Source organism: Lacihabitans sp. LS3-19 (assembly GCF_024343575.1).
Lineage (GTDB): Bacteria > Bacteroidota > Bacteroidia > Cytophagales > Spirosomataceae > Leadbetterella.
Genome location: NZ_RJUA01000003.1, coordinates 96,858 through 111,946 on the forward strand (window position 1 = coordinate 96,858; position 15,089 = coordinate 111,946).

Consider the following 15,089-nt stretch of genomic DNA (forward strand, 5'->3'; position numbering starts at 1 on the left):
TCGGTTTCAGATAGATTAGGTTCAGATTAGTGAAAATTAGATCATTAGTGGTGTTTGCTATTCTCAATTTTTTTTTGCCACGAATACACGAATTAACACGAATGCTTTAGGTTCAGATTTGTAAAAATTAGAGCATTCGTGGTTTTTATTATTCTCACTATTTTATTGCCACAAATGCACGAATTAACACGAATGTTTTACGTTTAGATTAGTGAAAATTAGATCATTAGTGGTGTTTGCTATTCTTAATTTTTTTTGCCACGAATGCACGGATTATCACGAATGCTTTAGGTTTGGATTTATTAAAATTAGATCTTTTGTGGTTTTTTCTAATCTCGATTTTTTTTGCCACGAATACACGAATTACCACGAATGCTTTACGTTCAGAATTGTGAAAATTAGAGCACTTGTGGTTTTTATTATTCTCAATATTTTTTTTGCCACGAATACACGAATTAACACGAATGATTTACGTTCAGATTTGTGAAAATTAGAGCACTTGTGGTTTTTATTATTCTCAATATTTTTTTTGCCACGAATACACGAATGAACACGAATGATTTACGTTCAGATTTGTGAAAATTTGTGAATTTGTAGTGTTTATTATTCTCAATATTTTTTTGCCACGAATACACGAATGCACACGAATATTTTACGTTCAGATTTGTGAAAATTGGTGAATTCGTGGTATTAATTATTCAGGTGTTTTTGACACGTTACACGAACTATTACGAATTTTACATTTAATAAAAATATTGAATTTTGTATTAAGGCCTTTTTGGGAAATTAATAAACTATCCGTTTGTGCTTTAATTGCAGTTCGCCGAAATTAACTATTAAGGCTAACTTGTTATTGGACACTTTCAAATAATTAATTGCCTGAGCTATGTGTTCGGGAGAAATAGTTTTTACCGCTTTAACTTCTAATATTATACCTTCATAAATTACAAAATCAGCGTAGAATTTGTGTGGAAGAATAATATCTTTATATTGAACTTTAAACTCTTGCTCTCGTTTAAAATAAACTCCAGCTTTATTAAATTCATATTCAAGTGCATCTTTGTAAACAATTTTCGAAAATCCATGTCCTAAGTTGTTATGAACTTCCATGCAAATTCCTATTATTTCATAGCTCTCACCTTTGAAATATATTCCATCCATTTTTTTGTTTTTTTGGAGAAAAGATAAATATATAAAATCTAAAATCCAATTTGTTGAAATTTTCAAAAATGCCGATAAAGCGTATTTTGTGCTATATACCTATCAGATATCATATTAATTTTTAATTATTTACGTTAGTTTTATATACATTAATAATATAATTATGAAAAAGTACGCAACACAGTATTTGCTTATACTCCTGCTGATAGTCAGCAGTTGTGTGAGCCAAAACAGAACTAATATTCAGGCAACAAGCCCTGAGATTTCTGATAATTTAGACCTCGAAGCCGTGGCTTCCTTGTTTGGAGAAGTTAAGAATTTGGAAGAATTTGAGCGAATTCTAAACGACGAAAACGAACATTTATCTAATCTGGATTTAAACAACGACGGGTTTACAGACTATTTGAGAGTGGTGGAGACTGTAGAAGGAAATACACACGTTATCACTATTCAAGCAGCCTTAGGGAACAATATTTTTCAAGATGTGGCCACTATCGATGTTGATAGGAACAGCAATAATAATTCGTATGTACAAGTGATAGGTAATCCATATTTTTATGGAAATAACTATATAATAAATCCAATTTATTACGGCACTCCATTCTATGTTAATTCATTCTGGTCGCCGTATTACTCGCCTTGGAGGTCACCTTATTATTGGTCATATTATCCTACTTACTACCGTCCTTATAGACCTTGGCCAGTAAACAGATACGTCAATCACGTTTCTATAAAAAGGAATGTAAAAAATACGTATAATTACACCAATGAAAGACGAAGCATAATAGCTCCGAATATTCAAAAACAAATAAGAAGAGATGATTATTCGAGTAAACAACCTAATAGGTCATTTGATGCTAGAAACAGAAATCTGACCAATAGAGCAGATTTGGATAGGTCTAGGAATTCTAATAATTCGCCAACTCCAAACACCAGAAATAATACATACGATAGGAGAGGAGATACAAGGACCAATCAAAATAGGCCGAACTCTAATACGCAAAAGCCATCAACATCGAGAGAAAGTAGAAGAGCTAATCCTACGCCAAGCACTAAGCCTTCAGGTTCACGTAAGTCAGGTAACAGTTCGGGCTCAAGCTCTGGAACAAGAAAAAATACGAAAAGAGGAAATTGATAAGTGAATTTATCTGTGTAAAAGGCGAAAGAATCAATTGGTTTTTTCGCCTTTTTTTATTTATGTTTTTTTGATTTTTGTAATGTTTTTGTATTTTAATTTTCTCTTTGTATTTAATATTTTAGTTTTAAGTAGAAACTATAATTATGCATTTTATTATAAGGTGAAATTAAATATGATTTGGAATGTCTACTTCTTCATTTAATGAAAAATCACTAATATTGAATAAACTTAAAAATTCTATTATTAAATATCTAGTAGCATTTCTCTTTATTCTGCACGCCATCATTGGTTTTGCCCAATACGATGCGTTATTGGGACGGAGTATTAAGGAAATACAGAAGGGCGTAAACCCTATTTTTGATACCATGTCTCATGAGCAAAGGATTGCAAAAGCAAAAGAAATAAGAGACTTTGCCATACAACACAAAGATGACATGCTCGAAATGAACATGGAAATGGACTTATTTCAGATATTTCGAAAGACAAACCCTAATAAAGTTGAATTTGAAAAGGAAGTAAAAAGATTGACTGGATTTGCCCAAGCTAAAAAATTACCAGAAGCAGAAGCTACCATTATAAGGCATCATGCTTTCTATATAATGAATTCAGACCAGAATTACGAGTTAGCCTTTGATAAGTTCAAGGAGCATTTTGAATTCATTAAAAAAATTGATATTAGAGACTATCCTTACATTATTGATGAGATGGCCTCTTTGGTGTTTTTATATTATGATTTTGAGGATTATCAACAAACACTATATTATGCTGACGAAGCTATAAAAGTTGGTAAAGTTAGAAATGTCAAAAGCTTACAATTGACCATGAATTTGGTAAAAGGGTATGCTTTTCGGGGATTAAATTTATTAGATTCTTCGGATTATTATTTGAATAATGCCTATCAATTGGCTACAAAATGGAACGACATTAATGTTCAGGGTATCTCCAAATGTTACTTAGGGATAAATTCATACAAAAGAAATGAAATAGAAAATTCAACCAAATATTTTGAAGAAGGTTGTGAGATTTTGGAGCGGCAAAACGAATTTAAAGAAGTCTTTTTGCTTTGTAGGTCCTATTTGGCGGATATTTATGTTCATCAGAAAAATGAGTTGCTTGTTAAAAAGCAAGTTGATTTGATAGAAAAAAATAATAAAATTATTGTCTATGAAAAAGATGGGCCAAACTTCTATTCTTTTTTAGCAAATGCATATACTTTTTTAGGGCAGCGTGAAAAAGCCCTAACTGCTTATGGACAAGCTAAAAAAGCTCAAGAATTGGTTGCTCAAAAATATGATGCCAAGAAATTCCAACGAGAGAAGCAGCAAGTAGAAATATTAAAACTTAGAAAAGCCCAAGAGGTGAAGATTTTTCAAAGAAATAGTTTGATAGGTATTCTTTTATTATTGTTTATTACTTCTATTGCTATCTATTTTTTCAATTCAATAAGAAGCAAAAAACGTTTGAAAGAACTACAAAAAGAGATGCAAGAGGCACAGTTTTATTTTGATCGATTCAAAGAAGAAATTAAAGTAAAAGCAGAGATTTTTGAGAAGACTGAAATGCAGTCTGATGCCTTAAGCAAGTTAGAAGAATTAACCATTATTACAGATGAGCAATGGGAAATTTTTCGAAAACAATTTGATAAAATTCACCAAGGGTTTATAAGAAAAATAAAAATAGAAATCCCAGATTTAAGCCCTGCCGAACTCAGATATATGGTTTTATTAAAACTCGATTTTAGCAATAAAGAAATGGGCAGAATACTCGGTATTTCAGATTCAAGTGTACGTAGTATATCTTCACGTCTCCGCAAGAAAATCTCTCCTAATTCTGATGTAAATCTCTCAGAATTAATCAATAATGTTTGATATTTCGATTAGTTTTTTTTCTTAAAAATCAAATTGCAACGGTTTTGCAACGCTAAAAATTTGGATTCTCATCTACTAAGGAACTAAGTTTACCAAATGTCCTTACCCAATAAGATATCTAAAGAATTTTTAAAGCATATCGCCGTTGTTATCGGTTTGGTACTGCTTTTTGGTGGGCTTATATATTGTGTTTGGGAATTTTATGAGCAGGAACTAAACGGTATAAATTTCTAAAAGCTGTAATATTATTGATTGGAATAAAATTTAAGATGAATTTTTAAATGAAAGGAAGGGGAAAAACGGATGCTACAAAAATTATAATTACGGTATTGTTTCTGGCTTTTATTGTTGTCTTTAATGTAAATGGACAAGCAAATAAATACTCTAAACTCAAAGTGGAGCTAGACAAGCATGTGAAATTCATAAATTCTAACCCCGAAATTGCTAGAGACTACATAAAAAATCAAAAAGAAAACGCAAAATCCTCAGAAGATTTGGCCTTGATATTTTTAGCAGAGGCAGATTTAAACAGTAAAGAAGCCCATTACGAAGAAAGTGCTGATAATTGCCAAAAGGTTATAGAGATTGCAGACAAAACCCAGAATTATTATCTTTTAGGTGATGCATACAACAGATTAGCTGACGCTTATAAACGAATGGGCTCTGCTCATACCGTGAATGAGTTAAGAACCAAAGCTCTTGAATATGCACAAAAAGGTCTCATGTATAACAAAAAGGGAGATTTAATAGAAGGCCAAATTACATCGTATAATGCCTTAGGTATCATTTTGAGAGATTTGAAGCGGATGCCTGAAGCTCGTAAATCTTATGCAACTGGTATCCAACTAGCTAAGGAAAATAAATTTGAATCTGCGATTGTGGGGATTTTACATGCAAATACCGGTCAAGCGATTATGGAGATGGAAAAGGATTATGACTTGGCCATTGAAGAATTTGACAAAGCGTTTGAAATCTATGAGAAATTCAACAGAGAAAGCAGTAAAGAGCATGTATATCGCAACAAGGCTTTAGCTTATGCCGGTAAAGGCGACCAAACCAATGCTCTAAAGTTTGCAAGCATGGCTGTTCAAAAAGCCAAAGACTTAAACAGTAGTCATAGGTTAATGAATGCCTATAGAGTAAGTAAAGATGTACAAAAGCAATTCGGCCTTTACGAAATGGCTTTTCAGAGTTTAGAACAGCTAAAAGTATTGGAGGACTCTGTCAGTAAAGCGGATAAAATTAAGGCAATTGGTGAGATTACAACTAAATATGAAACTGTAAAAAAAGAAGAGCAAATAGACTTTTTGACCGCTGATAATTATTCGAAAAGCAATCAATTGCTAATAGCTTTATTTGGTATAATATTACTCGTTGCATTTTTAATTTTACTCAATAGCCAAAAACAAAAAATCGAAAAAAGCCAATTAAAAATCAAAGAACAGTCCGATGAGCTTAAACTTATGATGCGAGAGTTACATCATAGAGTTAAAAATAACCTGGCTATCGTGTCTAGTCTTTTAAATATCCAGTCTAGTAGATTGGACGATAAAGCAGCAAAAGATGCAATAAAACAAGGCCAGCAACGCGTAGAGGCTATGTCGCTTATACACCAAAGGCTGTATTCTTCGGATAAAGTCGCCAGCATAAACATCAAAGATTACATTCAAGATTTGGCTGAAAGTTTAATGATGGCTTATGGATATTCTCACGATAATTTTGATCTAAAAATACAAGTAGAAGAAAACGAATTAGATGTGGATTTGGCGATTCCGCTGGGTTTGATCATGAACGAGCTTTTAACAAATTCGTTCAAGTATGCTTATGAAGATATCGCTCGGCCGCTTCTTTTAATAAATCTGGCTGGTACTGACAATTTAGAGCTCATTATCAAAGACAATGGATTGGGTATAAAAGAAAATAGCTGGGGAAAATCCGCCAAAGGTTTTGGTCAAAAACTTATTTCGGGCTTGTGCAATCAATTGGGTGGGGAGTTTAGCATTCACAACAATGATGGCACAGAGTTTCTACTTAAGATTCCGATTAAAAAATTAAAAAAAGCAGCATGAAAATTTTAATAATCGAAGATGAATTTATTTTGTCTACCGACTTGTCTGCCATTTTGGAAGAAGAGGGCTACAGTATAGTTGGAGTATACGACAATGGCCAAGATGCCTACCGCTTTTTTCGGGAAAATGACGTCGACTTAATTCTTTGTGACATCAATATAAATGGAGACTGGGATGGTATAGAAACCATGCAAAAGTGTATTTCTGTCAAGCAAGTTCCAATTATTTATCTAACAGCACTTACAGATAAAGAAACTATAGGTAGAGCTAAAGAGACCATGCCAGCCGCCTATATTTCAAAGCCGTTTAATCGACAAAATTTAAGGATAGCTATTGAAATGGCCATTAATAATTTTGCCTATAAAGTAAAACTAGAAAAAGAAATACCCTTAAATTCTAAAAAGAGTTTTGAAGCATTTTTACAGGTTAATAATGATATATTTGTTAAGCAAAACTACCATTTTGTAAAATTCAAAATCGATGAAATTCTTTACCTAGAATCTGACAATATTCACACTAATATCTTTGCCAACAAGAAATACGCCATTAGGCAGTCACTAGGTAATACATTAGATAATCTGGGCCTAAAGTGTTTGGTTAGAGTGCATCGTTCTTTCGCCGTAAACATTGACAAAATAGATCGTTTCAATGAAAATGAGATTTTTATTCAAGAGCATATCATTCCGATTGGTAGAAGCTATAAGGAAGAATTTATGTCCATGTTTAATTTCAAATAGGGAATAAATATCATTTTTTAAGAAATCAAACTTTTACTGCTCTTTTGCCTACAATCAAGAATTTGTCATTCACATACACTTTTCGGTTGCTCACCTACAAACTGCAAAATCGCAAAACAAGTTAGACTATTTTTATAAATCGAGAAGTAGTGTTCTTCTTGAGAAATCAAATTGCAACGTTTTTGCAACGCCAATTATTTGTGTTCTAGGGCCAAATCGCTGTATTTGTCAGAATATACTTGCCTAAAAACTGATATTTAATCCCAAACATTCAAAATTGACGGTCTGGGTGGTTTTTTGACAGTTTAAAGGGTTGGAGTTGGAATATGCATGAAAACCAAATTTACAAAAAGATGAAAAAATTATGTCATGAAGAAGTAGTGTTGTTAGAAGCAGACGCTAATTATACCATCATCCATTTCACCGACGGGAAAACCCTTTTAGTGAGTTATAACCTCGGGTTAATGGAGCGTCAGTTTTCTGAAGAAATTCCAATGATACGTCTTAACCGAAAATTCAGTGCAAACCTCAAGTATCTGCGGGATTTTGATGTAGATACTGTTTTAATCAAAAACAAGAATATAAATATCAGCCGCCGCCGAAAGGAAAGCATTCATAGCCAAATCCAAAATTACTTAAATGCCTAAAGATTCAAATCTTATAAATATGAAAAACAGAAGTACAACAATTAGCCTTTTTCTACTTTGCCTATTGGTAAATGTGATGACAGCAAATGCACAAATAACCTACGTAAACCATGCTGCCAGCGGAGCTAATGATGGTAGCTCGTGGGCAAGTGCTTTTACCGACTTGCAAGATGCTTTGGACAGCACTATGAGTGGCACCGTAGACACCATCCTCATAGCCGAAGGTACGTACTACCCCACCCAAAGTCCCGATGGAAGCACAACTAATGCTAGAGACAGAGCATTCCATTTAGCCAATAACAATGTAGTAATACTGGGTGGATATGATGCGAGTACGGGTACACAAACAGGAGGTTCTACCATTTTAAGCGGCGATATTGGCACAGCAGGCAGCACTGCTGATAATTGTTACCACGTATTTATAACCACAGGCTTAAGCTCTGCTACGGCTATAAGTAAGCTTACCATAACCGCTGCAAAAGCCAATGGTGGTAGTAGTAGCTTTATTACTTATGCGTCTAATTCTATTTTTCGAAATTATGGCGGCGGTATGTATAATAGATCATCATCACCTACCCTAACCAACTGTTTGTTTACAGGTAATAGTGCTGACAATGGCGGCGGGATGTATAATAGATCATCATCACCTACTCTTATCAATTGTGCATTTGCAAGTAATAGTGCTGACTATGGCGGTGGGATGTATAATATTTCTTCATCATCACCCACGCTAACCAACTGTGTGTTTACAGGTACAAGTGCTTTCTATGGTGGCGGGATGTATAATTCTACTTCTACATCACCTACTCTTACCAACTGTGTGTTTACAAGTAATAGTGCTGACAATGGCGGCGGGATGTATAATTCTACTTCTTCACCCACGCTTACCAATACCCTTTTCTATAAAAATACGGCCATTTCTGGTAATTCTAATATCACTACTAGTTCATTAAACAGCAACAGCACACACAATGCGAGTGACGCAGATTTAAGCGTTTTCCCCAATACCAAAATAGATTTAAGTGGTAAGTATTACAAAGACCTATTCGCAGATAGTACAGACCTAGATGGCACTGATGATATATGGGGTACGGCCGATGATGGCTTATTCTTGCTACCCAATTCTATTTTAAGAGATGCAGGTACAGCCACTGGAGCACCAGTACTAGATATAGCAGGCAATACACGCCCTACTCCACCCAGCATAGGAGCTTATGAGTATGTTCAGTGTGCATTTGCAGCATCAGTAGTGTACGTAGATATAGCTGCTACTGGAAATGAAACTGGCACCAGCTGGGAAACGGCTCTAAAAGACCTTTCATCTGCATTACGATTTGCTAAAAGTTGTCCGGATGTACAAGAAATATGGGTGGCCGAAGGCACTTACCTTCCCACATTAGACTTAGACCAATCCATATCTTTTGACTTAAAAAGTGGTTTAGCCATTTATGGCGGTTTTGAGGGAGCAGAAACCAGTATTTCACAAAGGAATATTGCCAGCCATCCCACTATTTTAAGTGGCGACTTGGGTGTAGCCAATGATTTTGCCGACAATAGTTACCATGTGGTTATAAGCGAAAACACCCTCAATACGGCTATTTTGGATGGTTTTATTGTTAAAAAAGGAAGTGCTGCAGCTGCTGGTTCCAGCACTACAAATGGCGGTGGATTATTAGGGCTTAATTCAAAAGCTGTTTTCCAAAATTGTAGTTTTGAAAACAACAGTGCTGCTAGTGGTGGTGGTGTATATTTAGCCAATGCCAGTGCCTCAAAATTCTTCAATTGTACCATCCGCAATAATGTTGCTTCAGGTAATGGTGGCGGGGTAGCTGGCTCACAAAATACTTCTTCATTTACCAATTGCCTTTTTGTAAATAATTTAGCATTTACCAATGGAGGTGCTATTTATAATTCTAACAGCGGTATGGTTTTCCAGAGCTGTACTATTATCAAAAATATTGCGAGTGCCGGAAATGCACTTTTTGCTGTTGGGGCTTTTCCAACTGTTACGAACTCTATACTTTGGAACTTTGCCAGTAACTCATCCACGCTTATATCACCCACAACAGGCATTAATATCACTTATTCTATCGTAGAAAATGGATATGCCGGGGTGGGTAACTTAGACCAAAATCCATTATTTATTAATGCCAATACGGACTTTGGTCTGCAAAGTGCCTCCCCCGCCAGAGATGCAACGCTCACCAATACATTTCCTGCCGGAATACTTACAGACTTAGCGGGAAACCCAAGAATTAGCAATTGCACATTAGATATGGGTGCCAATGAATTTCAGGACTTGAAAGGCCCACTTTTGGTACGTAATACCGAAGACGACGGCTGTGGCTCACTGCGATATGCAGTTACAATTGCAAGTCCTGGAGATACGATCCGCTTTGATAATGTCATAAACGGCGATACCATCAAACTAAGCACGGGTGAAATATTTTTAGACAAAAATCTGGTCATTATTGGCAATGACACCAGCAATACGATTATTGATGCACAAGACCTCAGTAGAATATTTCATATACCTTCAACTGACACGCTGGTATTAGAAAGTATAAATTTAATAAATGGAAATGGAGCAGGTTTGCAACCTGTAGCGGGCTTAGTGGGCACTTCCGTTACTTACGGAGGCTCAATTTTAAATCAAGGTGTACTAACCTTAAAGAATAGTAAAATATCAAAAAATTACGCAACCTATGGGAGCGGTTTATATACAAATTCCGCTACAACTACTATTCTAAATTGTAAGTTCTCCGAAAATAAAACAGGTTTGAATGGTGGCGGAATTTTTGGCAAAAATCAATCAGAAATCACTATAGAAAATTCAATCTTTGAGAATAATAATGGAGGATATCACGGAGCCATTTCTATTGAAGAGTCAAATGCAACTATTACTAATTCAATTATAAAAAATAATATAGCCATTAATTATGGTGGCGGTATTTCTGTTATCAAAGGAATGCTTAATGTAAGCAATTCTTCCATAACTGGCAATGGGAAAATAACAGTAAGCGGTGGTGGGATTTCTATTAGAGAAAGTTATGCAAAATTGGCTGGGAATACCATTTCAGGCAATATTTCTGCTGAAGGAGGCGGTATTTTTATCTTAGATGCTACAGTCGATATAGATGCATGTACTATAGTTCAAAACGATTCACGGTTTCCGGCAGGAGGAATACTTTTAACAAGAATAAATAGTGGCGATTCTCTTATAACTATCACCAATTCTATTATTGCAAATAATACAAGTGGAACATCTAATGAAGACATTGTCAAGAATACGAGCACCATTATCAATGGCGGTAATAACCTGATAGGTAATAATATAAGCGTAGAAACCGAGTTTCCTGCCAGTGCATTGGTAGGTACTTCTGCAGCACCCTTAGACCCACTTTTAGGCCCATTGGCTTTCAATGACGGTACTACACAAACCCATGCTTTATTGTGTGGAAGCCCGGCTTATGACGCAGGCACAGGCACCGAAGCAGACCAACGAGGCAAGCCAGTTTTTGGAGCAGCCCGGGACATTGGAGCCTACGAGTCACAATATGCCCTTGATGGGAATCACCTGGTGCTAAATACCAATAACGATGGCCAGGGAAGTTTAAGAGATATCATATCCCTTGCTTGCTCAGGCGACACCATCCGTTTCTCTCCAAGCATAAATGGCGATACTATCAAACTCGTGACTCAGATAGTTCTCAACAAAGACTTGGTTATTTTGGGGAATGATACCACAAACACCATCTTCGATGGAATGGCTAACTCACGCATTTTTCAGGTTAACACAGGTAAAACTGTTACTTTAAGTGACATTAAGATGCAAAATGGAAATAAAAGTGGGTCAAATCGACAAGATGCTGGTGGTGCCATTTACAATGAAGGCAGGCTGTTTGTAAATAATAGTATCCTTTCTGGGAATTCATCTTATGCAAATGGTGGAGCGATATTCAATAGTGGCTATTTAACAATAGCGAGCTTCACTAATTGCATCCTTTCTGGAAATTCTACTTCTTTTTGGGGCGGTGGAGTTTTCAATGATGGACTTGCGACCCTAAATTTCACCAATTGCACCATCTCAGGGAATTCTGCAGATATTTACGGGGGTGGGGTTTACGATACAGACGGTAAAATAACCTTCACCAATAGCATCATCTCGGGGAATTATTCTGGAAGTTATGGTGGGGCTATTCGTGCTTTAAGCAGCACAGTGAGGTTAATCAATTGCACCATCTCTGGGAATTCTGCTGTTAATTCTGGGGGAGCTATTTGGAAAACCGGCGGCTCAATGACATTAAGGAATAGCATAGTAGCCAAGAATTCGGCTGCTACTAATGCTGATATTTATGGTACTTATAGCGGAAATAATAACATTATTGGCGGTGAGCCACTTTTTGTAATGAATGTACCTACAGCCCCCTCTACAGGTGGAGATTTACGTCTCGCATGCGATTCTCAAGCTATAGATGCAGGGGATACCACAGGTATCAGCCATCTCATTCCGCTTACAGACCTTGCGGGCCAGCCAAGATATGTAGGAACGATAGACATAGGTGCGTATGAGCGGTGGGCTAATTTTGGAGCTATTATTGTTACTTCCACAGAAGATAGTGGTATAGGTTCCCTACGAAATGCCGTATTAGCAGCTTGCTCAGGCGACACCATCCGTTTTGACAATACCATTGATGGCGATACCATAAAGCTCCTTTCTCAGATAGAGCTAGACAAAAATCTTGTTATTTTAGGAAATGACACCACTAAAACCATCGTAGATGGCATGGCAGTAACACGTATTTTTCAGGTAAACACCGGTGTAAATGCAACAATTAAAGGTATAAAGATGCAAAATGGTAAAGCATCGGGCACAAGTTTGGATAATAGAGGAGGAGCCATCTATAACTTAGAAACCCTACAGGTAATTAATTGTGCATTCTCTGGCAATACTGCTTTTGCTGGTGGGGCAGTGTATAACTTAGGTGCGGCGAGTTTCATAAATAGCTCGTTAACAGGAAATTCTGCACCAGATTTTCTAGGAGCTGGAGGAGGGGTATTCAATGATAATGCTGCCACTATTAGTTTTGCCAATGGCACCCTAAGTGGAAACTTTGCCTTCACTGGAGGAGCAGTAGTAAACTCTGGCGGTAATGCAATATTTACCAATTCTGCAATATCTGGTAATTCGGCCTTTTCAAATGGGGGCGGTGTATTCAATAGTACCACCAATGCCACGATAAGTTTAGCAAATTGCACTCTTTCTGGAAATACCGCCGTAACCAAGGGTGGAGGTGTGTACAATGGAGGTACTGCTGGGGCTGCGAGCTTTTTTAATTGTATATTGGCCAAGAACTTGGCTCCCAATGATAATGATATTTTCGGCCTTTACAATGGTAGTAATAACCAAATAACTATAGACCCGGTCTTTGTTTTAGATGTACCAGCAGCACCTTCTTCAGCTGGAGATTTAAGGCTACAAGCTTGCTCTCCAGCTATTAACGCAGGAACAATAGACACCACAGGTCTAAATCTTGGCTTATTAGATTTGGAAGGAAACCCAAGAATTTTTGAAGACAGAATAGACATTGGGGCCTATGAAAGACAAATAGCACCATTTATAGTCACTACCAGTGCAGTTTCTGCTGTGATTTGTCCAGGTAGTACACTCAACTTAAGTGCTCTTGCCGAAAATGGAGATGAAGCAGCCACTTACACTTGGACAGGTCCAAATGGCTTTACTGACAATATTCAAAATCCTGTGGTAAGCAATGCAGATTCTGGCATGTATGTGGTTACCGCCACCTCTGGACTTAGTACCGCCAAAGATTCCATTAAAATCACTTACCCAGCGGAGACATCTATCACCACAAGCCCCTCAGAGTTCAATAACATCTACAGCTGCGAAAATGCCTTAACCGTAATCGGCCTTGATATTGAAAATGCAGCTGAATATACTTTCCAATGGCAGCAAAGCATAGGAGGAGCATTCACAGACTTAGCGGAATCTTCACCTTATAGTCAGGTTACTAATGATACTTTGGAAATCGACCCGACAAGTTTGTCCATGGATGGCTATCAATTCAGAACTTTAATCTCCAATGGCTGTGAAACCGTAATTTCAGATACTTTTAACCTTAAAGTTGGAGCTACGCCAATGATTACTTTACAGCCAGTAAGTCAAATCGTTTGCCCAACTAATGAGGCGATTTTGGAAGTGGATGTAAACGGAGCAGGCGTTTCTTTCCAATGGCAAATAGACAATGGCAGCGGTTTTGTGAATGTCAGTGGTTCGGAATATTATGGCAAAAACAGCAAAAAACTCATCATCAGTAATTTTGATTATGCCATAAGTGGCAAAGCTTTCAGGTGTTTGGTTTTCACATCTTGTTTCCAAGTCCCATCAGACCCCGCCACCATCACCATCAACACCGATGTCACGATATTGGCCCAGCCTATAAGTCAAACCGTTTGTGAATTTAGTACAGCCATTTTCACCGCACAAGCTGTAAAATTGACGCCAGGCATTTTGACTTATCAGTGGCAACGAAAAAGTGGAACGGGCGTTTGGACGAATATAAACTCTGACGGTAGATACACCGTAAATGGAAATCAACTAAGCATTGCGAATGCCCCTGCCTCTTGGAACGGAGCAGAATTCCGCTGCCTGATGAATGATTATTGCCAAACTATTCCTAAAACGCTCAATGTCATCCCAGTAGCCCATATCACCCAAAATCCTGTAAATCAGGAAATATGCGTGGGAAATAATGCAGGTTTCTCGGTTATTGCCTCAGGCGAAGGCTTGACTTACAGATGGCAGGTAAATAGCGGTTCAGGTTTTGTGAATCTAATAGATGGCGGTATTTACCAAGGAGCGACCTCAGCTAATTTGATTTTGAGTTTTCCATCAGCAACTGTCAATAATTACCAATACCGCTGTGTGGTTTCTGGTACCTCTACTTGTGATTTGATGGCGGATACTTCTTCTGTAGCAAGTATAAGCTTCGGCATTGCAGCGGAGGCTCAAACGGTTTTTTACAATTCACCTATCAGCACCGATGACGGTGTCACCCAAGCCGTGGGTTACATTTTAGGAGTTAATGACATCTTAGCACCTAATGGTAAAGCAGAGTTTAGAGCTGGAAATGCCATTATGCTAAATCCGGGTTTTGAGGTAGAAGCAGGTGCGGTTTTCACGGCCAAGATTATGAATCCTTGTCAGACGGTGAGTACGAGTTCAATGCCTTCCTCGCCTTTGCCTAAGGAGAAGGTGAAGTAGAATAGGTCGAAAATGGGAAGATTTGGCGAAAAATTCAATTATGGTCTTACCGTAATTTGAATTTGACTCCATCAAGATGCTTCACATTTTTTAAATGTGTATTTTTTAAAAATTTCGGAACTTGTGGCGATTTAGATATTAATTATTCTGTCAAAAAAAAGTATTTTTGGTCAAGAAATACAATATC

General features: G+C 36.9%; 7 protein-coding genes. 6 read left to right on the forward strand and 1 reads right to left on the reverse strand.

Features of this window, described 5'->3' with window-relative positions; translation table 11 throughout:
* Positions 1-786: 786 nt before the first annotated feature.
* The gene (locus EGI22_RS04375) at positions 787-1,161 is read right to left on the reverse strand and encodes a GxxExxY protein (RefSeq protein ID WP_255066644.1); all 375 of its coding nucleotides are present in this window, start codon (positions 1,159-1,161) and stop codon (positions 787-789) included.
* A 163-nt stretch (positions 1,162-1,324) separates the two neighbouring features.
* Here EGI22_RS04375 and EGI22_RS04380 point away from each other — a divergent pair, with 163 nt between their 5' ends.
* The 6 genes from EGI22_RS04380 to EGI22_RS04405 all read left to right on the forward strand — a co-directional run bounded on the left by EGI22_RS04380 (position 1,325) and on the right by EGI22_RS04405 (position 14,902).
* Complete coding sequence (locus tag EGI22_RS04380) at positions 1,325-2,296, forward strand: hypothetical protein (protein ID WP_255066645.1); 972 nt, start codon at positions 1,325-1,327, stop codon at positions 2,294-2,296.
* A gap of 185 nt (positions 2,297-2,481) precedes the next feature.
* Positions 2,482-4,167, forward strand: a complete 1,686-nt coding sequence (locus EGI22_RS04385; protein ID WP_255066646.1) for a hypothetical protein — start codon at positions 2,482-2,484, stop codon at positions 4,165-4,167.
* Positions 4,168-4,448: 281 nt separating this feature from the next.
* Positions 4,449-6,236, forward strand: a complete 1,788-nt coding sequence (locus tag EGI22_RS04390) for a histidine kinase dimerization/phosphoacceptor domain -containing protein (protein WP_255066647.1) — start codon at positions 4,449-4,451, stop codon at positions 6,234-6,236.
* Positions 6,233-6,973, forward strand: coding sequence for a response regulator (locus EGI22_RS04395; protein ID WP_255066648.1), 741 nt, complete (start codon positions 6,233-6,235; stop codon positions 6,971-6,973). Before EGI22_RS04390 ends, EGI22_RS04395 begins: the two co-directional genes overlap by 4 nt.
* Before the next feature lie 353 nt (positions 6,974-7,326).
* Positions 7,327-7,620, forward strand: coding sequence for a LytTR family transcriptional regulator DNA-binding domain-containing protein (locus EGI22_RS04400; RefSeq protein ID WP_255066649.1), 294 nt, complete (start codon positions 7,327-7,329; stop codon positions 7,618-7,620).
* Between the two features lie 19 nt (positions 7,621-7,639).
* Positions 7,640-14,902 carry a right-handed parallel beta-helix repeat-containing protein gene (locus EGI22_RS04405; RefSeq protein WP_255066650.1) on the forward strand — a complete coding sequence of 2,421 codons (7,263 nt, stop codon included), beginning with the start codon at positions 7,640-7,642 and terminating at the stop codon, positions 14,900-14,902.
* Positions 14,903-15,089 lie beyond the last annotated feature (187 nt).

Coding starts and splice junctions, on each gene's coding strand:
- EGI22_RS04400 (WP_255066649.1), top strand. CDS start 7,327: ATGAAAAAATTATGTCATGAAGAAGTAGTGTTGTTAGAAGCAGACGCT.
- EGI22_RS04385 (WP_255066646.1), top strand. CDS start 2,482: ATGTCTACTTCTTCATTTAATGAAAAATCACTAATATTGAATAAACTT.
- EGI22_RS04405 (WP_255066650.1), top strand. CDS start 7,640: ATGAAAAACAGAAGTACAACAATTAGCCTTTTTCTACTTTGCCTATTG.
- EGI22_RS04390 (WP_255066647.1), top strand. CDS start 4,449: ATGAAAGGAAGGGGAAAAACGGATGCTACAAAAATTATAATTACGGTA.
- EGI22_RS04380 (WP_255066645.1), top strand. CDS start 1,325: ATGAAAAAGTACGCAACACAGTATTTGCTTATACTCCTGCTGATAGTC.
- EGI22_RS04395 (WP_255066648.1), top strand. CDS start 6,233: ATGAAAATTTTAATAATCGAAGATGAATTTATTTTGTCTACCGACTTG.
- EGI22_RS04375 (WP_255066644.1), bottom strand. CDS start 1,161: ATGGATGGAATATATTTCAAAGGTGAGAGCTATGAAATAATAGGAATT.